20 protein-coding genes are annotated in these 25,980 nt (G+C 31.9%); 2 read left to right on the plus strand and 18 right to left on the minus strand.

Annotated features, from left to right (window positions below):
• Positions 1-18: 18 nt before the first annotated feature.
• The 3 genes from EQ921_RS10300 to EQ921_RS10310 form a co-directional block, all read right to left on the minus strand.
• Positions 19-3,210: a TAT-variant-translocated molybdopterin oxidoreductase gene (locus tag EQ921_RS10300; RefSeq protein WP_128331585.1), complete on the minus strand. Its 3,192-nt coding sequence runs from the start codon at positions 3,208-3,210 to the stop codon at positions 19-21.
• Between the two features lie 26 nt (positions 3,211-3,236).
• Complete coding sequence (locus EQ921_RS10305) at positions 3,237-4,565, minus strand: c-type cytochrome (RefSeq protein ID WP_128331586.1); 1,329 nt, start codon at positions 4,563-4,565, stop codon at positions 3,237-3,239.
• A gap of 272 nt (positions 4,566-4,837) precedes the next feature.
• Complete coding sequence (locus EQ921_RS10310; protein ID WP_128331587.1) at positions 4,838-5,968, minus strand: DNA polymerase III subunit delta'; 1,131 nt, start codon at positions 5,966-5,968, stop codon at positions 4,838-4,840.
• Between the two features lie 213 nt (positions 5,969-6,181).
• Between EQ921_RS10310 and dnaB the strand changes: the two genes are divergently transcribed.
• Positions 6,182-7,744 (plus strand): replicative DNA helicase, encoded by a 1,563-nt coding sequence (dnaB, locus tag EQ921_RS10315; RefSeq protein WP_128149480.1) that lies wholly within the window; start codon positions 6,182-6,184, stop codon positions 7,742-7,744.
• A 60-nt stretch (positions 7,745-7,804) separates the two neighbouring features.
• Positions 7,805-9,148: a PhoH family protein gene (locus EQ921_RS10320; protein ID WP_128149482.1), complete on the plus strand. Its 1,344-nt coding sequence runs from the start codon at positions 7,805-7,807 to the stop codon at positions 9,146-9,148.
• An 86-nt stretch (positions 9,149-9,234) separates the two neighbouring features.
• On the opposite strand, the gene EQ921_RS10325 is transcribed toward EQ921_RS10320, so the two are convergent.
• The 15 genes from EQ921_RS10325 to EQ921_RS10390 form a co-directional block, all read right to left on the minus strand.
• The gene (locus EQ921_RS10325) at positions 9,235-11,433 is read right to left on the minus strand and encodes a peptidase domain-containing ABC transporter (RefSeq protein ID WP_128331588.1); all 2,199 of its coding nucleotides are present in this window, start codon (positions 11,431-11,433) and stop codon (positions 9,235-9,237) included.
• Positions 11,434-11,450: 17 nt separating this feature from the next.
• On the minus strand, positions 11,451-12,746 hold the full coding sequence (locus EQ921_RS10330; RefSeq protein ID WP_128331589.1) for a radical SAM/SPASM domain-containing protein: 1,296 nt from the start codon (positions 12,744-12,746) through the stop codon (positions 11,451-11,453).
• Between the two features lie 100 nt (positions 12,747-12,846).
• Complete coding sequence (locus EQ921_RS10335) at positions 12,847-13,026, minus strand: hypothetical protein (protein ID WP_128331590.1); 180 nt, start codon at positions 13,024-13,026, stop codon at positions 12,847-12,849.
• 23 nt (positions 13,027-13,049) lie between these two features.
• Positions 13,050-13,229: a hypothetical protein gene (locus EQ921_RS10340; protein ID WP_128331591.1), complete on the minus strand. Its 180-nt coding sequence runs from the start codon at positions 13,227-13,229 to the stop codon at positions 13,050-13,052.
• Between the two features lie 12 nt (positions 13,230-13,241).
• Entirely contained in the window at positions 13,242-13,406 is a 165-nt protein-coding gene (locus tag EQ921_RS14765) for a hypothetical protein (RefSeq protein ID WP_164875625.1), read from the minus strand.
• A 316-nt stretch (positions 13,407-13,722) separates the two neighbouring features.
• Positions 13,723-16,101, minus strand: coding sequence for an outer membrane beta-barrel family protein (locus EQ921_RS10345; RefSeq protein WP_128331592.1), 2,379 nt, complete (start codon positions 16,099-16,101; stop codon positions 13,723-13,725).
• Between the two features lie 352 nt (positions 16,102-16,453).
• Complete coding sequence (locus EQ921_RS10350; RefSeq protein ID WP_128331593.1) at positions 16,454-17,686, minus strand: PepSY domain-containing protein; 1,233 nt, start codon at positions 17,684-17,686, stop codon at positions 16,454-16,456.
• A gap of 36 nt (positions 17,687-17,722) precedes the next feature.
• Complete coding sequence (locus EQ921_RS10355) at positions 17,723-19,852, minus strand: TonB-dependent siderophore receptor (protein WP_128331594.1); 2,130 nt, start codon at positions 19,850-19,852, stop codon at positions 17,723-17,725.
• A 273-nt stretch (positions 19,853-20,125) separates the two neighbouring features.
• Complete coding sequence (gene rplT, locus EQ921_RS10360; protein ID WP_128149488.1) at positions 20,126-20,473, minus strand: 50S ribosomal protein L20; 348 nt, start codon at positions 20,471-20,473, stop codon at positions 20,126-20,128.
• A 101-nt stretch (positions 20,474-20,574) separates the two neighbouring features.
• Positions 20,575-20,772: a 50S ribosomal protein L35 gene (gene rpmI / locus EQ921_RS10365; RefSeq protein WP_128149490.1), complete on the minus strand. Its 198-nt coding sequence runs from the start codon at positions 20,770-20,772 to the stop codon at positions 20,575-20,577.
• 59 nt (positions 20,773-20,831) lie between these two features.
• Positions 20,832-21,350 (minus strand): translation initiation factor IF-3, encoded by a 519-nt coding sequence (gene infC, locus EQ921_RS10370; RefSeq protein ID WP_128149492.1) that lies wholly within the window; start codon positions 21,348-21,350, stop codon positions 20,832-20,834.
• 48 nt (positions 21,351-21,398) lie between these two features.
• On the minus strand, positions 21,399-23,321 hold the full coding sequence (gene thrS, locus EQ921_RS10375) for a threonine--tRNA ligase (RefSeq protein ID WP_128149494.1): 1,923 nt from the start codon (positions 23,319-23,321) through the stop codon (positions 21,399-21,401).
• A 121-nt stretch (positions 23,322-23,442) separates the two neighbouring features.
• Positions 23,443-24,033, minus strand: a complete 591-nt coding sequence (locus tag EQ921_RS10380) for a class I SAM-dependent methyltransferase (RefSeq protein WP_128331595.1) — start codon at positions 24,031-24,033, stop codon at positions 23,443-23,445.
• Positions 24,034-24,096: 63 nt separating this feature from the next.
• Positions 24,097-24,582, minus strand: a complete 486-nt coding sequence (gene ybaK / locus EQ921_RS10385; RefSeq protein ID WP_128331596.1) for a Cys-tRNA(Pro) deacylase — start codon at positions 24,580-24,582, stop codon at positions 24,097-24,099.
• 38 nt (positions 24,583-24,620) lie between these two features.
• Positions 24,621-25,955 (minus strand): dihydroorotase, encoded by a 1,335-nt coding sequence (locus EQ921_RS10390; protein ID WP_128331597.1) that lies wholly within the window; start codon positions 25,953-25,955, stop codon positions 24,621-24,623.
• Positions 25,956-25,980 lie beyond the last annotated feature (25 nt).

The raw sequence follows: 25,980 nt of genomic DNA on the forward strand, positions 1-25,980 counted from the left end.
AGTAACTTTCTTAATATTTTATGATTCTTTTCTGTTTCTTACTTTATATTGATAGAACACATTCGGCTTGGTTCCAACTTCTTCTAATAATACATACTTTCTTTTATCCTTAGATAATTTAAGTATCTCTGAATTTGGATCATTCATGTCACCAAATTTAATAGCTCCTGTAGAACATGCAGTTGAACAAGCCACCTGGAATTCTCCGTCCTCTACTCTTCTTCCTTGTTTTTTAGCTTCAAGAATTGTTGATTGTGTCATTTGAATACACATAGAACATTTTTCCATAACCCCCCGTGAACGAACCACTACATCAGGATTAAGAACCATACGCCCTAAATCGTTATTCATATTGTAATCAAACTTATCATTTAAAGCATAGTTAAACCAGTTAAATCTACGTACTTTATATGGACAGTTGTTAGCACAATATCTTGTACCAACACATCGGTTGTAAGCCATTTGGTTTTGCCCCTGTTTTCCATGTGAAGTTGCTGCTACCGGACAAACGGTTTCACATGGTGCATGGTTACAATGCTGACACATAACCGGCTGAAAAATTACATCCGGATTGGTTGGATGAGGATCTATAAGTTCTTTATACATAGGAACCTGATCCAAGTTTTCCAGAATTTCCTGCTTTTGTTCAATTTTCTTTTTAGATGAGTAATATCTATCAATACGTAGCCAATACATATCTCTTGACATTCTCATTTCTTCTTTTCCTACTACCGGCACATTATTTTCTGCCTGGCAAGCAATAATACAAGAACCACAACCTGTACATGCATTTAAATCAACTGATAGATTAAAATGAGGTCCATCGGTACTGTCATAATCTCTCCAAAGGTCTATCTTTCCAATCGGCATTTCTCCAACATAAGTCTGCATAGACATTTGAGGATTCCATTCTTTCGAATCTGTATTCAAGTAGGTATCTAATGGAACTTCTCTCGCTATTTCATACCTTCCCATTAAGGTACCTTGCATCTGCATAGAGGCAAATTCATGCATTCCCTCAGCAGGCTTTATTTCCACACTGTATTGTGAAAAATTTGACTTATAATAAGCCGGATAAGCATTAATTCCGGTTTGACCGACTTTTCCTGATTTTGCCTGTCCGTATCCTATGGCTAATCCTACAGAACCATGTGCCTGTCCCGGTTGAATAAATACGGGAATGTTTTTGATTACTTCTTTTCCGTTAATTGTTAAATTAACTAAAGAACCATCTAATTGCATTCTTCCATTTACTTTATTTTTAATTCCTAATTTTTTAGCGTCTTCTTCAGAAATAGTTAGATAGTTGTCCCAAGCTATTCTTGAAATAGGATCTGGTAATTCCTGTAACCAAGGATTATTGGCCTGTGTTCCATCTCCTATTGCTGTTTTTGTATATAAATTTAGTTCTAAATTACCCGCTTTTATAGAAGAAAGTGCAGATAAAGCTTTTTGAGCATCCCCACCACTAGCGGTTAATGATATACTTTCTGATGTTTCGTTGTATCCATTATATAAAGCCTGATTAAAGCTATATCCTAACATACCTCCTAGTTGAGATTGCCAGAATTGTTTTAAAAAGGTATAATATGCATTCGTTTGTACCGGTGTCGCGGTAGCTGTAGTATATGCGGAGTTAAACTGTGTAGTTCCATCTGCACTTACTGATGAAGCAGCTATTGACACAGAATCGTTTGAGGTAGAATCTGAAGTGATTTTATTAGCTTCGGAAGTGGATGAAATATTTTTTGCCGGCTGATTTTTCCATACTAGAAGTGAATCTTGAAACTGGCGAGTATCAAAAATTCTCTGTATTGTCGGCTGAGATAACAAATAAACTCCTGTAGCTGGATTTAAATCTCCCCATGATTCTAACCAATGAGGAACCGGAGCTAATGCTTTTGCGGTTGAAGCTGTTTCGTTTGCATATTCTGTTAATGATACTGAACATGGTATTTTAGTTAACAATTGAGTTAACTTAGCACTGTCATAATAAGAATAAACAGGATTTGTATTAAAGTTTAATAAAACACCTACCTGTCCGGATGACATCCAATTTACAAATTCTTCAAATCTGGTGTCATCAGATTCTTTACTTAAAAGAACTTTATCTTTTCTAATAACTTCAGAGTTTATTTTCTGATTAATCAGATTAGCCAACACATATGAAGATTTATCTCCTTCAGCAAAAACAACAGCTTTTGAACCTTTTGCTTTTAACAAGTCCGCAATTTTTTTTGCATTTGCATCGGTTGATACACCATCGATAGCTTTATAAACTTCTGCTAAAAATTTTTGTACGGCAGAAGGTTTTAAAGGAATTCTTTCATCTGAATTAGCCCCTGATAAGCTTAAATTTGATTCAATTTGAATATGTTTAAGCATATTCTGACCCGGTGTTTTCGCTTTCGCATATCCTTCTTCTAAATGCCCTCCATTCCAGTCATTTAGAAAATCTGCTCCAAATGATACCAATAATTCGGCTTTGGAGAGATCATATATAGGTAATGCACGAACCCCGAAAACCTCCTGAGCTGCATCTAGTGCAGGTGCGTATGATATTGAATCGTATACTACATGCTCAGTAGTCGGATATTCGGCTTTAAAATCTGAAATAATTTTTTTGGTTGATGGAGAGGGTAATGACGGTGTTAAGATTACTACTTTTTTTCCTGTCGATTTTGCCTCATTAAGACCTTTTAATACATAAGCATCTAAAGTTTTCCAATCTGTATCTGCATTATTAAGTACCGGTCCTTTGGCTCGATTGTTATCATAAAGGGACAGCACGGAAGCTAAACTTCTTGCTGTGCAACCACCAAATAAATTAGCATTTGTATTTTTATCTATTTTGATAGGTCGACCTTCTCGGGTTTTAACTAAAACGCTAGCAAAATCGAATCCGTCAAAAAGAGTAGATGCATAATAATTAGGTATTCCCGGAATTATTCCTTCAGGTTTTACTACATAAGGAACAGATTTGGTAATCGGAGCCTCGCAGGCAGCAAGAGTGACTGCTGCTGTTCCAAACCCTAAGAATTTTAAGAAGTCTCTTCGGGAAGTCTTAGTTGAGAACATTGCATTGTCATCGCCTAAAAATTCATCAATCGGAAGTTCCTCTACAAATTCATTTCTCGCTAATTTTTCAGTTAGAGAAGGATCATTTAATTCTTCTATACTTCTGAACTTTATTTTATCTTTTGAAGCCATGTTGATCTTCTAATGATTTTAATTGATTAATAATGACATTTACCACATTCCAAACCTCCGATAGCATCTACTGTTATCTTAGATTTATCTTCTCCATATTGTTTTTTCAGCTTGTCATGAAGTTTATTAAAGTAAGCTGCGTTATACCCGTTATTCATATCTACTTCGGTTGTTCTATGGCAATCGACACACCATCCCATGGTGAAGTCGTTAGCCATCCTAACAACATTCATAGTATCTATAGCTCCGTGGCAAGCTTTACATACCACATCAATCTGATTGTTCGGATTTTTCTTATTGTAGGATGAAATTATTGCTTTTTCTCCTGCAACTACGTGTTGTGAGTGATTGAAATAAACAAAATCAGGCATGTTATGAATACGCTCCCATTTAACAGGTGTTTGCTTTCCTGTATAGGCTTGTTTGTCTTCATCCCATCCTACATGTTCATATAATTTTTTGATTTCGCCTGTATAAAACTCTTTAGATTTTCCAGGTTCTACATATTTTCCTGTATATTCACTAATATTTCTATGACAATTCATACAAACACTTAGAGATGGAATTTCAGAAACCTTACCATATTTAGCACCTGAGTGACATAACTGGCAGTCTATATTATTTTCACCGGCGTGAATTTTATGCGAGAAGTATATTGGCTGCTCAGGAGCATATCCTTTATCTACTCCAATGCCCATTAACCAAGCCCAAAATCCGTATAAAGATAGTGCCAGCATTAAACCAACTAATATATAAGTAAATCCTTTGTACCTCTCATAAAACTGAGAAAAAGACCTGATTTTAGTTGCTTGCAATTCAGACAATTCTGAATTCGCTGTTTTAAGTTTTACAAGGGTATTGATTTTAAGTAATGTAAGGATCAAAATAACGCCAATAGCTGAAAAAGCCAGTAAAATTAGCTTAGTATCCTGAGCATCACTTTTCTGAACGGTTGCAGGAGCGGCTACTTCTTCCTCTTTAGGTTCCGGTGGATTGTTTACATAAGTAAGAACATCTTCAATGTCCTGTTCAGATAAACGACCTTCAAAGATATCCATGGAAGCTTTGTTATATTCTTCATAAATTTCATTCGCTCGTTTATCACCGCTTTTTCTAAGAGCTTCATTGTTCATTACCCACTTGTGAATCCATTCTTTAGTTACTCCTTCAGCGGCAAGAGAAGTTACGATTCCTTTAAGTGCAGGTCCTACCAATTTCCGGTCTAAAGCATGGCAGGCGGTACAATTGGCTTTGAATAATGTCTCTCCTTTCTTTGCATCTCCAGTAACATCCTGTCCAAAAACAGAAATGCCGGTAAAGAGAGCCAGCATACATACTGCTATAATTTTATTCATAATAATTGATTTCAATTGAATGAAACTTTACTTGTAATTATAATATAGATATAGATTGTCCCACAAAAAGTGACTATTGCAAAAATATAAATATGAAGTTTATCGCCAAACGTTTTTTTTGATATATATAGCGCAAAAGCTTAATTTATAACTATTCTAAATAGCATTATAAGCTAGTTTATTGTTTAATAACAACTTAGATTAATCACTTTGTCTACTGACAAATGATTTAAAAGAAAGAATATGATATATATCATTGATTTTTTATTCTTTTATACTCTCTTCCTAGCTAAGAATCGAGTCAGCTTTATTCCCATATCTAAAAAGATTATGCGGGCATTACCATTTCTTTCGATATGAAAAAATGCAGCGTTTATTTCCTCCATAATATCTTCAATATTATTCCCATGAACAAACGAACTGAAACTTTTCCATTTGAAATTGTTGTAGGTAAGAGGATTATTTATCAGCTGCCCGGCCTGATAGTTTTCGAGAAGTGCCTGCCTAAATATTTCTGCACAAAATTGAAGAAAGTTCTTTTGCTTTTCCCTCCCCCAGCCAGAAATTTCCATAGACCAATCTACGATTTCCTTAAGGAACTCAGGTTTTTTCGGAGCCATCACTGCGGCACGATTCCAACGTATAAAATATTGCTCGAATTCTTCCTGAAGATGGCTATTTATAACCAAATTCGAAGCTAGCTCCCAGTCTCCTTCTACCCTGGAGGCTATTTGAGAAGCTTTCTGTTCATCAACCCCAAATACAGACTGTAACTCGGTTACTATTTTTCCTTCGTCAATACGATGAATGTCTACTTTTTGACATCTGGATAGAATAGTAGGTAATATTTTTTTTTCATCTTCCGCTAAAAGTAAAAACAGAGTTTTAGCAGGAGGCTCTTCAAGAATTTTCAATAACTTATTCGCTGCTTCTGTACGCATGGTTTCAGCCATCCATATCAACTGAATTTTGTATCCTCCTTCAAAACTTTTTAAATTCAGCTTCTCAATGATATTTTCCATTTCCTTAACAGATATAAAACCTTGTTTTTTATCTTCGTTCAAAAACTCATACCATTGATTAATATTTTGGTAGGAACTTTTTAATACAAACTCTCGAAACTGAGCTATATAATCTGAACTAATCGCTTCTTTTTTTTCAGAAGCATTATTAATTGTAGGAAAAGAAAAATGAAGATCCGGATGTTGAAGCTTTTCTGTTTGCTTGTAACAGCTTTCCGATCCTGAACAAAGAACTTCTGAAGCATAAGCCAAAGCGATCGCTAATAGACCATACCCTGATTTACCAATGAATAATTGGGCATGGCTAATTCTGTTTTCGCTGATTGAGTCTTTTAATTGTTTAATTAATAATTCCTGGCCTATTACTTCCTCCCATTTCATATAAACAAAGATATAAATATTATTGAGCACTGCTTTTAAAAAATATTAACAGTTTATTGATAAGAGCAATTTGAATGAGGTATTAGTAACCATCAACAAACTTAATTAACAATTTTTGTTAATAAGTCTTCTCATGTTCGCTGGCTAAAGGTCTGAAAATTGTTCACAAAAATGATTTATATATATCTATTTTTTCTATACTTTTGAAGATCTATGGAACAGTTAGAATCAAAATCAAATAATTTCACTAAGTCAAACAAAATCATAACCTTGGAAAAAGGTAAGCTTCCCCCGCAAGCAGTTGAGCTTGAAGAAGCCGTGTTAGGGGCTATGATGATAGATAAAAAAGGACTGGATGAAATTATTGATATACTGTCTCCTGAGGTTTTTTATAAAAAGGAACACCAGTTTATTTATGAGGCAATTGAGGATTTATTTAAAGAAACTGAACCTATAGATATTCTTACTATATCCAACAAATTACGTTCGCAGGGAAAATTAGAAGCTGCCGGTGGTGATTTTAACCTCATCCAGCTTTCTAATAAAGTTTCTTCTTCCGCCCATATTGAATATCATTCACGCATTATCCTGGAAAAATATATTTTGAGAAAACTCATTGAAATTTCTTCGAATATGATTGAAAAATCATATGACGAAACTTCAGATGTTTTTGATTTATTAGATTACTCTGAAAGTCAGTTATATGAAATAACAAACGGTACTTTAAAAAGAACTTTTAATGAAGCTAAAAACTTAGTATCAAATGCATTAAAAAAAATTAAATCCCTTGAATCTAAACAAGGAATGAGTGGAATTCCTTCCGGATTTAAACATGTCGATAAAATTACAGCTGGCTGGCAACCTTCGGATCTAATTATTATTGCCGCAAGACCGGGTATGGGTAAAACAGCATTTATCTTATCCATGGCCAGAAATATAGCCATAAGCTCTGAGGTTCCTATTGGAATATTTTCTCTGGAAATGTCAGCTGAACAGCTTATGATGCGTATGATTTCGAGTGAAACGGGAATAGAGTCTGAAAAATTAAGAAAAGCTAATTTATCAGAACTTGAGTGGCAACAACTTTATTCGAGGGTTAATAAGTTGGAAAAAGCGCCAATTTTCATTGATGATTCTCCGGGTATCTCTGTATTTGATCTTCGTGCAAAAGCCAGAAGACTGGTATCTCAGCACGGTGTACGAATAATCATGATAGATTATTTACAATTAATGTCTGCCGGTGGAAAAGGCATAGGAAACCGAGAACAGGAAATTGCAACTATATCCCGTTCCTTAAAGGCTATTGCTAAAGAGTTAGAAATACCGGTAATTGCTTTATCCCAGTTATCGCGTTCGGTTGAAACACGAGGGGGAAGTAAAAAACCTTTACTTTCCGACTTGAGGGAATCGGGTGCAATTGAACAGGATGCCGATATTGTTACATTTATATACAGACCTGAATATTATAAACTGGAAACATGGGAAGATGGTACACCATGTTCAGGGCAAGGAGAATTTATTATAGCTAAACACCGTAACGGTGCTCTTGAGGATGTAAGACTTAAGTTTACCAGTTCTCAGGCTAAATTTTCTGATCTGGATGATAATTTCTACTCTGGGGGTGATCAGGGCAATGATATTTCAACTACTTTTGAAAGCAGAATTAATGATGAAAGTTCATTTGAAAGCGCTATCAATTTGCCTTCTATTAATCCCAGCGATTCTTTCGGAATAGATGATAATATTAATGATCAGGATGCAGATATGCCTTTTTAAAATATTTTTCAAATAATTACGAAATCTTTTATAAATTAGCTATAAACCTTATATAAACCTATGGCTAAGAAAAAAATTGTATCCGAAAAAAGGATTTTTGTTCTGGATACTTCCGTAATCATATTTAACCATTTATCAATCACCTTATTTGCCGAACATGATATTGTCATTCCAATAACGGTATTAGAAGAATTGGATAATTTTAAAAAGGGTAATGACACTAAAAATTACGAGGCCCGTGAATTTATTCGTTTTCTTGATAAATGTTCACTTAATAAAGATATTAATAACTGGATTGATTTACCGGGTGAGAATAAAGGAAAATTTAAAATTGTTATGTCCACGAATGGAGTGAGCTATTCTGCTACCAAAATTTTTGATTCTAATTCCATGGATAATAAAATTCTGAATGTATGCCTGAAACTCAAGGAAGATGAAAAAGACAGAACGGTAACTTTGGTATCTAAAGATGTTAATCTAAGGCTCAAAGCTCGTGCTATCGGATTAAATGCAGAAGATTTTGAAACAGGAAAGGTAAAAGTAGATAATCTTCCGTCCGGAATCGAAAAGGTTGAAAATTTTGATCAGCAGCTTATTGATGAAATTCACAAAAAACAAGTAATTCCGTATTCTAAAATTAAAGGAAAATTAAACATATATCCTAACGCATGTTATATTCTACAAGGAAGAAAGTCTTCTGCTCTTGCCTACTATAATCCCTTTACTGAGGAACTTGAAGTAGTAAGCAAAAAGGCATTTTATAAGATTAATCCTCGAAATGCGGAACAAGCTTTTGCAATGTATGTGATGGCTAAACCGGAATTAAAGTTAATTGCACTTCATGGTGTGGCCGGTACTGGAAAAACTTTATTGGCATTGGTTAGTGCTCTGGAAGAACGAAGAGATTATAAACAAATTTATCTAGCCAGACCCATTATTCCTTTAAGTAATAAGGATATTGGATTTTTACCCGGAGATATAAAATCTAAACTGGATCCTTATATGCAACCTTTATGGGATAATCTGAAATTTATACAAAATCAGTTTAATGAAAATGATAAAGAATTTAAACAGATATCGCAAATGGTTGAACAGGAAAAATTACTCATCACACCCCTTGCTTATATAAGAGGCCGAAGTTTATCAGACGTGATTTTTATTGTGGATGAGGCTCAGAACCTAACTCCTCACGAAGTGAAAACTATAATTTCACGAGCGGGAGAAAATTCTAAATTTATTTTTACCGGAGACGTTAAGCAGATTGACACTCCATATCTTGATGAACAAAGCAATGGATTGTCTTATTTAGTTGACAGAATCCACGGTCGAAATCTTTTTGCTCATATACGCCTTGAAAAAGGGGAACGATCCGAATTAGCCAATTTAGCTAACGAACTTTTATAGTAAATTTATTATAATAATATAAAAAGCCAAACAGTTATAAATCTAACTGTTTGGCTTTATTTTTTTTAGATTTATTTTTTTTGTTTCTACCCTCCTAGTTCTAATTGATTTTTCACCAAATGATAATAGTCTGAATGATTATTAACTAATTGTGAGTGATTTCCTTTTTCTACTATTTGTCCTTCTTTTAATACAATAATCTGATCTGCATTCTTTACCGTACTTAATCGATGAGCGATTATTACCACTGTCTTTCCTTTATAAAAATCCTGTAGATTATCATGAATAATTCTTTCATTTTCTGCATCTAAGGCAGAAGTTGCCTCATCAAAGAATATATATTGTGGATCTTTATACACTGCACGAGCTATCAATATTCTCTGTTTCTGTCCTCCAGAAACATCATTTCCTGATGATCCTATTTTTGTTTTATATCCTAAAGGTAGTGACTCAATAAAATTACTAATATTTGCTACTTTAACAGCATTTCTTAATTTTTTTTCATCTATTTGCTCATCACTGGTTGCAATATTTCTTTCAATAGTATCTGAAAAAATAAATCCGTCCTGCATTACAACCCCACATTGTTCACGTAAACTTTGAGGAGAAACATCTTCTAATCTGGAGTTATTTATTATGATTTCACCATCTACTGGAGAATAAAATTTTAATAATAATTTTAGTAATGTTGTTTTTCCGCTTCCACTAGCTCCCACTACTGCTGTAATTTTCCCTTCAGGAATAAATAAACTGATATCTTTTAAAATATAAGGAGATCGTGGCCCCTCATACTGAAATGATACATTTTTTAATTCTATTCCTTTTTCCGGAGTCCATTTATTATTATTGATAAGCGGCTTCAACTTTTCCTGTTCTTCTACGGGATGATTCTGCACTTCATTTAACCGTTCCAAACTCAATTTAGCATCTTGTAACGATCTAAAAAATGTTACCAGCTGATTTACCGGTGAATTCATCTCTCCTATTATATAAGAAATACTTAACATAGCACCCAGGGTAATATTTCCTTTTATTGCAAGACTAGCTGCTATAAAGGTCACTATAATATTTTTAAGTTGGTTAATAAACTCAAATCCCGAAAGCTGAATTTGATCTATTTTTAATACCTGAATATTAATTCTGAATAACTTATTTTGTATTTGCTCCCATTCCTTTCTTTTATATTCATCAAACTGATTGAGTTTCATTTCTGTAACTCCATTGATGATTTCATAAATGGATTCTTGATTTTCACTTCTCTGCTGAAAACGATAATAATCTAATTTCTTTCGTTTTCTAAGCCAATAAAATGACCACGCTACAGCTAAAGCTGTAAGTAATGTATAAATCAACAATATAGAAATATCATAATACCATAAAACACCAAAAAAAACAGAAAAGGTAATAATAGAAAAAAAAGTTAAAAGACTTTGTGATGTTAAAAATTGCTCTATCCTCTCATTGTCTTGAATTCTTTGATTAAAATCTCCCATCATTTTAGTATCAAAAAATTTGATTGGAAGTTTTAGTAATTTCTTTAAAAAGTCTGAAATTATAGTAATACTCAATTTGGTTCCTACATAGAGCATTAACCAGTTTCTAATAATTTCTATAATTATGGAACCCAAAAATAAAGATAATTGAGCTAACAGAATAATTGTTATAACATTAAAGTTTTTAGCATTTACTCCTTTATCTATTAAATTTTGGGTTAAAAAAGGAAAAATAAGAGTTAATCCACTTCCTAATAAAAGCATGAAAAACATAAAAAACAATTGTTTTTTATAGGGCTTCATATAATTAAGTAAATACTTAACCGTTATCTTTTCTTCTCTGGACGGATTTTGTTCAAAAAATTCTTCTGTCGGACTTAAAAATAAGGCAATCCCAGTATTATCTTCTGCCAACCATGATTTTTTAAATCTTTTTTCTGACAAATTAATAAGCCCATGACCCGGATCGGCTATTTTGTATACATTCCTTTTTAAAATTAAACTTTTCTGGATTTCTCGCAATACAACAAAATGATTTTGGTTCCAGAATAGTACACAAGGCAACATTTCTCGGTTCTCGTTTAGCCTTTCTAAAGTTAACTGCGCTGAAAAAGTTTCAAATCCAGTCCTTTCTGCCGCTTCTGTCATCCCCAGCAAAGAAATACCTTCCATGGTAATAAAAGCATGATCCCGAAAATACTGCAAAGAATACTCTTTGCCATAGATAGAACTTATCATTGCAAGGCAGGCTGCCCCACAATCCATCTGGTCATGCTGATATACTACTTTCATTTTCAACTTATTTAAAACTATGATACAAGATATAAAAATTTATCTTTAACTATTTCTAATTTTTTATTTTCATCATATCCCATTACACAATAATCTTTACCCTCACGTTCCATTGCATGTTGACTACATCCCCCATTACACATTGGGAGGATCACACATTCTAAACAAGGTTTATTCTTAAATTTTGCATGCATTCTTTTATCATAGATTTCATTCCAATTTATTTTACCTTCTTCTGTTAAAATACCTTCTCTGGATTTAGATTCAAAATCTCGGGCTGTACATTTAAATACTTCTCCGTTATAATTTATTAATGCATGATTTTTCTTATCAGCATAACAGGATTCTCTTATTGCATCAGAATAAGCTCCTCTGTATAAAGTATTAAATCCTGCTTCTCTAAACAAGGCAACTACTTCCTGAACCTCTCCATTAATATCTTCTTCTACTTGCCAGACTTCATGGAATGAAAAGCTTAAATATTTTCGATCTTCTTCTGTTAATATACTAAAATCTTCTATAATGTTAGGAAGCTTTTCAAAAGTTTCTTCTGATATATTTAAACGTACACTCACTTCCGATTTATTTTTTAAACATAAAAATATATTAGCCAAAATCTCATCATAGGATCCTCTTTGTTTAGAAATAAACCTCACCTGATTATGTCTTTCTCTATGTCCATCTAAGGTTATTTGAAAATAATTCGCATTATATTTTTTACATACATCTACTATTTCTTGATTCAACAATAATCCGTTGGTTGTAAAGCCAGAAGAAAACTTAATCCCTTTATTCTTTACCTTTGGATAATTAATTTCTAATAGCGGCTTAATTACGTTATTGAAATAAAGCAAAGGTTCTCCCCCAAACCACGACAAATTAAATTCTTTCAACTTTGTTTTTTCTGTCAGAATATTATCAATTAGCTTAGAAACCGTTATAAGCGTTTCTTCAGACATTCTGGATTTTTTTATATGAGTCTCATAACAATACCAACATTTAAAATTACAATTCATAGTTGGGTTAACGGTTAACTCAAATAATTCATCATTTTCAAAATCCGTTTGCCTTGAAATTCTTTTTACTTCTTCTAATTCATTAAAATCAATGGGTACTAAAAAACCTTTTTCTACCAAATGATTATAAAATTCTACATGAATCTGCTCTAATTCCCTCCAATTACATTCATTTTCTGCAGCTTTAAACAACTCATATAATTCAGGAACCAGCATAATAAATTCTCCTTGCAAAGAATTATATCCTACATAATTTTCTTCGTGAAAAAAAAATATATTATATTTACTCAATTTCATACTAATTCTTTAAAAATATAACCAGCAGATAAATAAATTTATCTGCTGGTTATAAATGTTATTTATTCTAGTGAAATTTGTTACTATAGATCATCAAACATTACCAGCACCACCCATTACGACCATTACAATTACCTCCTCCAACACTATTATGGCAAACTGCATTAAACCCAGCTTTTATCTTACTTTTCTGCAAGTCAGTTAATGTTTTAAATCCTCCTTTTAATGTGCCTTCATTTACTTTTAATGCAGGTACTTGTGTTATATTCTTTGTTTTCATATCAATAGTTATTTAAAATTATTTTACCAACATATCCCATTACGTCCTTTACAATTTCCACCACCACCACTATTACCACAAACTGCATTAAATCCAGCTTTTATCTTATTTTTCTGCAAGTCAGTTAATGTTTTGAATCCTCCTTTTAATGTACCTTCATTTACTTTTAATGCAGGTACTTGTTTTTTGTTGTTTAGTTTCATATTTTTTACTAATTATTTAAGTTGCATTGAATTATTACATTTATAATTAAGACAGCCGCTATTTCCACCTCCCTTAATTTTACTCTTCTGTAAATCATTTAATGATTTAAACCCTCCTTGCAATGAACCTTCATTTACTTTTAATGCTGGTAACTTTGTTTTGTTTTCTACTCTCATATTTTTTTTATTTTATATTGTTAATTCAAAAATAGCAAAACTTATTAAATATAAATAATGATATTGATCATTATAATCAACATTATAGACTAATAATAAGTTAATTTATATTTAAAATTTAATTATATATAATTTGTTGATTTATTTTTAATTAAATTTTATTAGATATCTAACAAATTATGTGATAAAATAAAAACATCATACAAATAATATATATATACATTATTTAAATTTCATTAATTTATATTAATAAAATTTAAATAATAGAAAAAAAAACCACCAAATGGTGGTTTTTTTCTATTAATATATCAACATACTAATTATTTAGACGATTTTTTTCTTCTTCATTTCCTGTTTGTCTTTTTTCTAATTGCAATTTATTATCCCTAAATATATATGATAAAGAAAACTGGAAATACTGAGAATCATAATATTGTTTAAAACTTTGATGCACATTATCAGATAGCATAAAAATAGTAGGTTTTGTTTTCAAAATATCATTTAGTTTAAATACTAACAGTAATTTTTTATCTAATAAATTTACTTTTACTGCAGCATTAAATTCAGAATAATCATTTATTTTAAAATATCCGCTATTAGAAGGTAAATTATATATATAAGAAAACTCTAAAAACCATGTTTTATTTTTATTTAAAACCAATGACTGAGAACTATACAAAGATCCTGACCAACCTGAGTAAATTCCTTTTAAATACTGAGAATTCGCCTTTAGCTTATCATAGTATAATGAAAAAGAACTATATGAATTCCAAAAATGAAAAAATTTAAACGTAACGACCTCATTGAGCCCTAATTGATTTTGCTGCCCATAATTCTCTCTGATAAAAATCTGTTCATTGTTTTCCACCTCATGCTTTACAAGCTGACCAAAAACATCTTTTACCTTTGAATAATACAAACTTGTACTTAACAATGAGCTATAATTATATGTGATTTCTAATGCATCTACAAATGAAGGCTGCAAAAAAGGATTTCCTTGAGCATAAGAATTAATATTTGAATACCATTTATTAGGATTCATATCTGAATATGAAGGCCTTTCAATTCTTCTCCCATAATTAAAAGAGAAATCATTCTTTTCATTTAATTTATACTGTATGTAAACAGTAGGGAAAAATTTAACATAATCTTTTTTATTTTTTTGATGTGCACTTCTGGACAAAGATTCCGTTTGAGTTAATTCTGCACGGAGCCCTGTCTTTATATTCCACCCCCCCTCTATCTCCTTTTCCGTACTTATGTATGCCGCCTGATTATTTTCTTTATATTCAAAATAATCATTCTGCGTGATTACAGGAATTGCATTTCCGGTTAGCTCATCTATAAACAATGCCGATAAATCGTTTATCGTTTTTGTAAAGCTAATTTTCCCTCCAGTATTAAGAGTAAACCATGAATAGGGTAAAGTAAAATCAATTTTAGCTGAGTAATTTTTTATATCCTGCACCGTTTTATTATCAGAAAAAACATTACGATAATCCGATATTTCATCATAAGAGGCAAAGTTATTCCTCTTTTTATTATTATAAATAAAATAATCAAGATTAATTGTATAGTTTTTACCCAGTGTATCTAACTTATTTAAAAGATTAAGATTTACGGAATGATTATAAGAATCTGTATTGCTTTTACCTTGGGTTCTGATATACCTAAGGTCTCCAGTACTATAGAAAATATCACTTCCACTTATTTCTTTATCTTTTTGACTATTTATATTCCCAAAATATTGAAGACCGATCTTTAATTTTTTATTTACTTCATAACCCACTGTAAAGGTTCCACTATTCAGATTATTAAGTCTTACATTTCGAATATAGTTTTTCCACAATGAAGTGTGATAATCATACTCCATATTATTAGTATAAATGCTTTTCCCCTCATTATGATTAATATCGAACAGTATACTCCATTTTTTTTTCTGATAACTAAAATTTCCTCCAAAAATTCCTATTGGATAAACCCCTTGTTTATATGCACTTCTCAAAGTTATATTCCAAAAATCTTTTTTCGCATCTTTTAGTTTTATATTAATCAACCCGCTATTTCCTTCAGCCTCATATTTAGCTGGAGGATTGGTAATGACTTCTATATTTTTGATATTATCCGAAGGAATCGTTTTCAGATAATTAAGTAAATCATTACCTGAAAGCTCTATCATCTTATCATTTATCATCACCCGCATGACACTTTTACCAATTAAAGAAATTTTATCACTCTGCACTTTAACTCTCGGAGTAACCCTCAAAGCATCCAAAGCATCACCGCCTGAAGCCTGAGCAGAATTATCAACATTAAATATCAATCGATCCACTTTCCTTTCAATCAATTTCTTTCCACCATTTACAGTAATTCTTTTTAATACTTTTGCTAAACGAACCTGTACATCTCCTAAATCAAAATTCCGTTCCAAAACAATTTTCTTTTCCAGTAAAATATCTCCTTCATACCTTACCTGAAAAATATATTCTCCTTGAGAGCCATTCAAAGAAAAATAACCTTGCTCATTGGTTAAATCTTCTTGAACAACAATTAGTGAATCTGAAGTAACAAGATATACTTCCGCAAAACTTAATGACAGACCTGTATTCGTAACAAGCTTTCCTTTCACTTCATAATCTTGACAAAATGAATTAATAAAAAATAGAACAAATAAAAAAGCAAAATGAATTTTCATATCTAATAGAGCGTTAGTTATAATTTATTTTACACTAAATATGTATAACAAATATAGATAAAAACAATGTATATAAATATACTTATTACATTAAAATATAACTTTTATATAACATTTTAAACATATATTACATAAAACAGAGAAATATATGAATACAAATATGCACTTATAATAATTTATTTTATTTATTAATGGACTTGAAGTTGTTAATAGAAAGGAGTTTTAAAAAATCAAATCTATATTTAAGATGATTTTCAGTATCAATGAAAGCTAAGCCCTTTTTTAAAAGAAGTTTAAAGAGCATGTGAAAATTCTAAATTTATTTGATAAAAATAATATAAAGGCTAAATAATTATATAGAGTATTGTTTGGCTTTATTTTTTTTAGATTTATTTTTTTTGTTTCTACCTCTCCAAATTAAAAAACCAGTTATTGGCATAGACGCAATCATTAAACTTACTATAAAAGCAATAATTTTAGTCGGCAATCCTAAAATTGAACCTACATGTATGTCATAGTTTGCGGCAACCACTTTTTCTCCGAAATTTTTATTCTCAGGATTGTGAACGTGCAATAATTCTCCAGAATTTTCATCAAATATCAAACTACTGTTTTTGTGATATGAATATGCTAAATGTTTAACAAAAACCTGAAAATTTGGATGTTCATGATGATCTATGTGAGGATGGCCGAGGTCAAGACTAAAACTGTGAGATTGTGGATACAATTCTTTTATCTTATTTATTATTTTATCTAAGGTTATATCTGTACGCATTTCAACATCTGCACTTGTTTTAATATGTGAAAAATCTGGATATTCAGTTTTCCCACCGGAAAATAAAGTGTAGATAAAAGTCTGGACAATTAAAAAGGAATAAAATAGTCCTGTAATTGTCAAAACTAAAGCGAATATAGAGGAATAAAAGCCAAGAATATTATGTAAATCATAATTTTTTCTTTTCCAATTTTTAATATTTTTCCATTTAAACCAAAACCTTTGCTGCCTTGCGGCTTTATTTTTTGGCCACCACAATATAATTCCGGAAATAAGCATTAAAACAAATAGTATTACAGGAATTCCAACCAAGTACTTTCCCCATTCCATTTTGAAAAGAAAACTCCAGTGTATCATCTTGACTATATTGAAAAAGCCGTTTTTTTCATCATAGACTTTTAATACTTTTCCGTTGTAAGGATTTACATAGGCCAATTTAAACAGAGGGAATTCATCGAAATAGTTCCATGCATTATCATTATGCTCATACCAGTAAAACATATATGACATTTGGGGATTTATGGGAATATTTACCCAATGTAAAGGATATTTTTCACGAACCTGGGCATTAACCAATTTTTCAAGTTTCCGGATAGGAAGAACTTCTTTTTTATCTATATTTTTTTCACGATGATATATATATTCTTTTCGGGTAATATTTTCGATATCATCTTTAAATACATACAATGCTCCGGTCAAAGAAATTATCAATATGAGAATCCCAATAAACAGCCCAAACCACAAATGGATTTTTTTTATCCATTTTTTTATGATGCCTTTTCCTTTTTTATTTTTTTTATTTTTCGACATGCGATTCAGGCTGTATCCCTTGATTATATTATTTGTTTAAAATTTGTAACCTACCGATAATCTCCAGTTACGGGGAGCCTCTGCCTGATAATAATAATAATCTCCATAGGTAGAGCCTGAATATAAATATCTGTCAAAAAGATTGTATACATTTAAAGTGAGTTTCAGATTGGATTTTTCCCAGGATATACCCGCATCAAATTTCACATAGTCATCTAACGATAATTTTCCATTTCCTCCCCAGTTCCATGTACTTCTGTCTCCTAAATAGGTCCCTCCAAATGTTAATCCAAAACCTTTCAATAAACCTTCGGAAAATATATAGTCTAACCAGGCATTTGCCGTATGTTTTGCATATCCTGCCACCTTAGTTCCATCAGGAAATTCCGGTGTATTTGAATCAATAATTTTATTACTTGTTAATGCATAATTTACAATTACGTTAAAACCTTTAACAATTTCTCCTTTCAAATCAAATTCAATACCTCTTGTTCTGGTTTTACCTAATACTATAGAATATTTTTCACTACCTGTATTTTCAGGGTCTGCAGTTAATTCATTATTCTTCATAATTTGATAAATGGATATTGTAGTATTCAATTTCCCATTAAACCAATCTCTTTTTGCGCCTACTTCCATGCTATTTCCTGTAATTGGCTTAACAGATTTACCGGACCTTAAAAAGCCTGTCTGAGGAGTAAAAGCCTGATCATAAAGAGTATATATAGAAGTATTTTCATCTATGGAATAACTTAATCCTATCCGTGGTGTAACTTTTTCCGCTTTTTTTGTAGTTCCATAATCATTCTGATTTACCTTGGTATACCTACCGGCAAGAGTTAAACGTAATGCATCTTTAAAGAAACCTAATTCGTCCTGTAAGTAGATTCCTGAATAAGTTTGTGAAATTGTTGATCCGGCACCTGCCCTTTCTTCCAATGATTTAGTCTTATTAAATGCAATTGAACCATTACTTGGAGCTTGGTAAACTGAAGAATTAGTATCGAAAGGTTTTTCTGCGGTATCTAAATTATAGCCTTGACTCCAGTCGGCTAAATATTTTTTACTTCCTACATCCAGCCCTGCTAAAATTTTATGTGAAATAACCCCTGTTTGAACATTCCCGTTTAAAAAAGCCTGACCAAATTTCATAATATTACTGGATTCCCAATATCCTACTCTTCTAATCATAGTTCCGTCATTATTAAATACCGAAGGCCATAAACTACTTCCCAATGTATACTCGTTGAGGTATGTCAGCTGAGTAGTCAATTTCCAGTTAGCGTCAATCTGATGTTGCAGATTAACATTAAACGTATGACTGTCTATATTGGTTGGTGCTATGCCCGGATCCGACAAAGTGTATTTTACAGGTTTAGTCGCATAACCGGCATATGAAAATACATATGCAGAACCAACATCAGACATTTTAGCTTTTTGATAGATATATTCTGCAATTAAGGTAGTTTTTTCAGTAAGATTAACTTTTATAGATGGATTTATTATATATCTATCATTAAATTCATAATTACGAAAACTATTTTTGTTTTGTGCCATTAAATTTAAACGAACCGCTACTTTATCGGATATTTTAGAATCTAGATCTACTTCTCCTCTATACAGATCAAAGCTACCTAAGGTTATTCTTGCGTTTCCGTTAAAACTTTTTCCGGTTGGCTGTTTAGTAACTATATTATATATTCCACTAGGTTCACCGTTTGACATAAGAAAACCCGCAGGCCCTTTTATAATTTCAATATGATCCACATAACTCATATCTTCACTTAAAGGTCCCCAGGTAGAGGTGATATTTACTCCATTAAGAAAAGCTGCAGCACGCGAACCTCTCATATTTATGCGAGTATAAAGTTCTCCCCAGTGTTCTAAACGTTGTGCTCCGGCAATACTTCTAATTACGCCATCACTTAATGTTGTTATTTGTTGATCTTGAAGTACACTGTTTGTTATTACTGATATGTTTTGTGGTATCTTTAAAAGTTCTTCGTCTAAACGCAAAGAGGAAGAACTTTTCTTTTCAACATATTTTTTGTAATATTTACCTTCTATGATTATCCCTTTCAAATAATTGTCCTGAATACTATCTTTATGTTGTGCATTTAATACTGCAATTCCAAAGATTGCCAAAATGCTTAATTTATTACTCATAAGAAAAAAATTTTTGCAAATATAATATTATTTTAATTTATTCTAATTAAAAATAATACGTATAAAAATATATCTCTCATATGAGGTAATAGTATATTTTATCCGAAAAATTCAGAAGTAAATAATTCTCAATTTCATTTATATAATTATTTGAACAGATTATTAATCAACAAAAGTAAAATTGTAGCGTTTGTAAACTTCTATTTCATATTAATTCATAAAAAAAGACTGTTCAATGAACAGTCTTTATATTTTGATAACGAATTATTTAAATTATTTTTTTACAGAATCCACAACCGCTTTAAACGCTTCCGGATGATTCATAGCTAAATCTGCTAGTACTTTTCTGTTTAATTCTATTTTATTGTCTTTTAATAATCCTATAAATTTAGAATAAGAAAGACCTTGTTGTCTGGCTCCAGCATTAATCCTTTGAATCCATAAAGCTCTGAAATTTCTTTTCTTTTGCTTTCTACCTACATAGGCATATTGTAAACCTTTTTCAACAGCATTTTTGGCAACTGTCCAAACATTTTTTCTTCGTCCAAAATAACCTTTAGCTAATTTTAAGACTCTTTTTCTTCTAGCTCTTGAAGCTACTGAATTTACTGATCTTGGCATAATTTTTTGTTTTTTTGAAATGGGCGGAAACTAAATTCTCTTAAAGCTCCATTTCAGGGTTAAACTTTTGTTGTTTTTAAACCGAATATTTAATTATATTCTTATTTAAGTAATAATTGTCTTTTAACGCTTTTCTCATCTACATTAGCTACTAAAGCTGAATGGGTAAGATTACGTTTTTGTTTTGTGCTTTTTTTGGTCAAAATATGACTTTTAAATGCATGTTTTCTTTTAATTTTACCTGATCCGGTAACAGAAAAACGCTTTTTAGCACCTGATTTTGTTTTTAATTTTGGCATTTTCTTACTTTTTATTTCGTTATCAAAATATATTAAATTTATAAATCAAGAAACAACTCTTATTTTTTAGGAGCCATCATCATGATCATTCTTTTTCCTTCTAATTTTGGCATTTGTTCTACTTTCCCCCATTCTTCCAATTCCTGAGCTAATCTAAGTAACAAAATTTGTCCTTGATCTTTGAATACAATTGAACGCCCTTTGAAGAAAACATATGCTTTTAATTTAGACCCTTCTTCTAAAAATTTCTGAGCATGTTTCTTTTTAAATTCATAATCATGTTCATCTGTTTGAGGACCAAAACGTATTTCTTTGACAACAACTTTGGTTTGTTTTGATTTAAGTTCTTTTTGTTTCTTTTTTTGTTCGTATAGAAACTTTTTATAATCAACTATTCTACAAACCGGAGGATTTGCCGTTGCTGTAATCATAACTAAATCCAATTCCTGTTCTTCAGCTATTCTAAGAGCTTCTTTTACAGGAAGAACTCCTTGATTAACATTCTCTCCTACTAATCGTACTTCTGGAACATCAATAAAATTGTTGATTTTGTGTTCCGGTTCCTGTTTCCTTGGGATGTATCTCCCTCTTGAATAATTTCTGTTAAGTGCTATGGTATAAAAATTTTAAGGTTTATCTGTTACTTTTTTCATCATTGATACTGCTTCATCCAAAGAAAGAGTACCTATATCTCCTTCTCCTCTTTTACGAATTGACACTGTATTAGATTCTGCTTCTTTTTCTCCTACAACAAACATGTAAGGAATTTTGTTAATTTCAGCATCACGTATCTTTTTACCAGTCTTTTCGTTACGCTCATCAATTCGACCGCAAATATCCGAATTTTCCATCAAATTCAAAACTTTTTTTGCATAATCTGTGTACTTTTCACTAATCGGAAGTATAATAAATGGCTCAGGACTTAACCATAGAGGTAAATTTCCACCGGTATGTTCCAGTAAAATCGCTACGAATCTTTCCAGAGATCCAAAAGGAGCCCTATGTATCATAACTGGTCTATGCTTTTCATTATCGGATCCTATATAATGTAAATCAAACCGTTCCGGTAAATTATAATCTACCTGTATAGTCCCTAACTGCCAGCTTCTACCTAAAGCATCTTTAACCATAAAATCCAGTTTCGGCCCATAAAAAGCAGCTTCACCGTATTCTATAACTGTAGGTAATCCTTTATCTTTGGCGGCTTTTTTGATAGCATTTTCCGCTTTTTCCCAATTTTCGTCTGTACCTATGTATTTTTCTTTGTTTTCCTTATCCCTTAAAGATATCTGAGCCGTAAAATTTTCAAATCCTAGTGATTTAAAGGTATACAATACTAAATCAATTACATTTTCAAATTCACCTATTAATTGATCCGGAGTGCAGAATATGTGAGCATCATCTTGAGTAAATCCTCTCACACGGGTTAAACCATGTAATTCACCACTTTGCTCGTAGCGATATACAGTACCAAATTCAGCAAAACGTTTAGGTAAATCTTTATAAGACCAGGGTGCCGAACGATAAATTTCACAATGATGTGGACAATTCATCGGTTTTAGCAAAAATTCTTCTCCTTCATTTGGGGTTTTAATCGGCTGGAAACTATCTGCTCCATACTTTTCATAATGGCCGCTGGTAACATACAAATCTTTATGACCGATATGAGGAGTGGCTACTATCTCGTAGCCTGCCTTTTGCTGGGCAGCCCCTAGAAAATCAATTAGCTTTTGACGTAATTTTGCACCTTTGGGTAACCATAAAGGTAATCCTGCTCCTACTTTTTCCGAAAACGTAAACAGCCCCAGTTCTTTACCTAACTTTCTATGATCTCTTTTTTTAGCCTCTTCAATTCTTTCCAAATATTCTGTAAGATCTTTTTGCTTAGGAAAAGTTATTCCATATACTCTGACTAACTGCTTATTCTTTTCATCTCCTCTCCAATAGGCACCTGCCGCATTTAATACTTTAGCTGCTTTTACAATTCCGGTGAACGGAATATGTCCACCTCTACATAAATCTGTAAAGTTGTCGTGAGTCACAAAAGTAATTGATCCATCTTCAAGATTATCAATTAATTCCGTTTTATATTCATTATTTTTATAGGCTTCCAGAGCTTCCTTTTTAGATACAGGATACAGCTTGAATGTTGAATTCTTTTTCGCATTTTCAAGCATTTTCTTTTCAATCTTTTCAAAATCTTTTTCTGAAAATACTTCATTACCAAAATCAACATCGTAATAGAATCCATTTTCAATAGCCGGTCCGATAGTTAATTTAGCTTCCGGATAGTATTCCATTATAGCCTGCGCTAATAAATGGGCAGAAGAATGCCAAAATGCTTTTTTACCCATATCATCATTCCAGGTGAGCAGTTGCACCGTTGCATCCGTCGTTATAGGTGTGGTTACTTCCACTTGTTTACCATTTACTAACGCAGAAATTGTGTTGCGAGCCAAACCTTCTGAAATACTTCTGGCTACATCCAACGGCGTAACGGAATTTTCAAATTCCTTTACACTCCCATCAGGAAGGGTTATTTTTATCATTCTTCTATTTTTAAGGGTACAAATTTACAAAAGTTTGTCCAATTTATTCGTTTTTTAGGTAGTCAAAGATGAATTATATATCAGAGAGGGATTTATATTGACTCCAAAACTCATGAATGAGTTATTTAATAAAGTTAATCGTAAAATTTTTTTGAGTACCATATAATTTATATGCAGTAAATCCGTACGATTCAAATAAGTCTTCTGTTTCACTTATTGATAGTTTATCCGGATCACCTGCCTGCTCTGAGATAGAGAGTATTCCTCCTTTTTTCAGCATTCTGTAAAATTCTTTACAATAGCTGTCTTTATTTTCTACTTCACCAATAACCGTAATCATATAAATACGATCAAACATTTCATCAGTAAATTCAAAATTGTTACCATTGCATAAATAATATTCTACATTAGTAACCTTTTTCTTACTTAGTCTTTTTTTTGCATAATCCAACATTTCCTGCTGGATATCTGCTAAAACCAATTTACCTGCAAAAAGTTCTTTAGCTACTTTTTTACTAAAATATCTTGGCCCGGGTCCTAATTCCATGACAGTCATCTCCCCTTTAAGTTCTAATCTTTTAACTAATTCTCTGGGAGAAAGAAAAATATTACGTAAAGGAATTAATAAGGTAAAAGCCCACTGATATGGAAATACACCTTTAGAAACCAAACGTTTGAATGTTTTTTTATTTTTATTTTCAGTTATTTCCATAACATAGTTTCCAATGTTTCGTTTTTAATATTCAAAGTAATTATTTGATGGCCTAAAATATGTTTAATCGGTAATCTTTACTATTATGGCTTTCGATATTTCTACAAGATTGTGTGGGTCGAGCTGAATTTGTAACCCTCGCTGCCCGGCACTAATGAATATTTCATTGAAATTTAGACAACTCTCATCAATAAAGGTAGGAAATTTTTTTTTCATTCCAATAGGTGAACATCCTCCCCGTACATATCCGGTCAGATTAAATAAATCTTTCATCGGAACTAGCTCGCACTTCTTGTTACCGGATATTTGCGCTGCAAGTTTAAGATTCAGCTCTTTATCCCCCGGTACCAGACACACAAAATATATCGTTTTATCTCCTTTTAAAAGTAATGTTTTAAATATTTGAGAAATATTCTGCCCTAATTGATTGGCTACGTGTAAAGCACTCAAATCATTAACATCTACTGTATAAGAAATAAGCTCATAAGGAATTTTTTCACTATCCAGCAATCGTGCTACATTAGTTTTATGATTTTTAAATTTACTCATTTAACAATTTAGACGAACTTTCTAACTGTATATTTAAATTATCTTTCAAATTCCAATGCTTTACCTCTTACTTCATTTACTTTTCCATTTTCGAACGCAATTTTTCCATTTAAAAAAGTTGTATCTATGCTTGATGAAAATGTGTATCCTTCGAATGGAGACCACTGACATTTGTAAAGAATATTATCTTTTGTAACCGTATAATTTTTATCCGGATTTATTAATACCAAATCTGCGTAATACCCTTTTCTGATATATCCCCTCTTATGAATCTGAAATAACTCTGCCGGGGCATGACACATTTTACGGATTACTTTTTCTTTAGTTATTTTACCCTTTTTCGCACACTCAAGCATTACTTGTAGCGAATGTTGAATCAGAGGCCCTCCGGAAGCCGCCTGTAAACAACCTCCTTCTTTTTCACTTAATAAATGGGGAGCATGATCCGTTGCTATAACATCCAGCTTATCTTCACTAACTGCTTTCAAAAGCTCCTCGCGATCGTTTTTCATTTTTACGGCCGGATTCCATTTAATCCGTGTTCCTTGGGTAAGATAATCTTCGTCTGTAAACCATAAATGATGCACACAAGCTTCTGCTGTAATCTTTTTCTCAGTCAAAGGTTTATTTTCAAAAAGGCTTAGTTCTTTTGCGGTTGATATATGTAAAATATGAAGTTTTGTCCCATATTTGTGAGCCAACTCCACAGCCTCTGATGAAGAACGATAACATGCCTCCTCGCTACGAATCAACGGATGATAAACTATCGGTATATTTTCACCAAACTTTGCTTTGTATTTTTCAAGATTTGCTTTAATAATTTCTTCTTTTTCGCAATGGGTTGCTATAAGCATTTCTGTTTCTGCAAAAATCGATTCCAAAACTTTTTTATTATCTACCAGCATATTTCCGGTAGAAGAACCCATAAAAATTTTAATACCACACACTTTTTTAGGGTCAACTTTTTTTAATTCTTTTTGATTGTCATTAGTTGCTCCCATAAAAAACGAATAATTGGAATACGAATTTGTTGAAGCAATTTCAAATTTATTTTCTAAGGCACTAATTGTTATAGTTTGCGGATTAGTATTAGGCATTTCCATATATGAGGTAACTCCGCCTGCAATTGCAGCTTTACTTTCGCTTGCAATATTACCTTTGTGAGTTAAACCTGGTTCTCTAAAATGAACCTGATCGTCAATTACACCTGGAACTAGCCATAGTCCATCCGCTTTGATAACCTTAGATTTTTTTAAAATTTCTTCAGGTACTTCTTTATAATATATTTCAGAAATTAAATCGTCCTTAATCAGCACAGAACCTGCTAAAGATTTATCTTCATTAATAATTATTGCATTGTGTATAAGTATCATTTTTTTTAAGTTTTAAGTTAAGTTT

The organism is Apibacter sp. HY039 (assembly GCF_004023655.1).
Classification (GTDB): domain Bacteria; phylum Bacteroidota; class Bacteroidia; order Flavobacteriales; family Weeksellaceae; genus Apibacter; species Apibacter raozihei.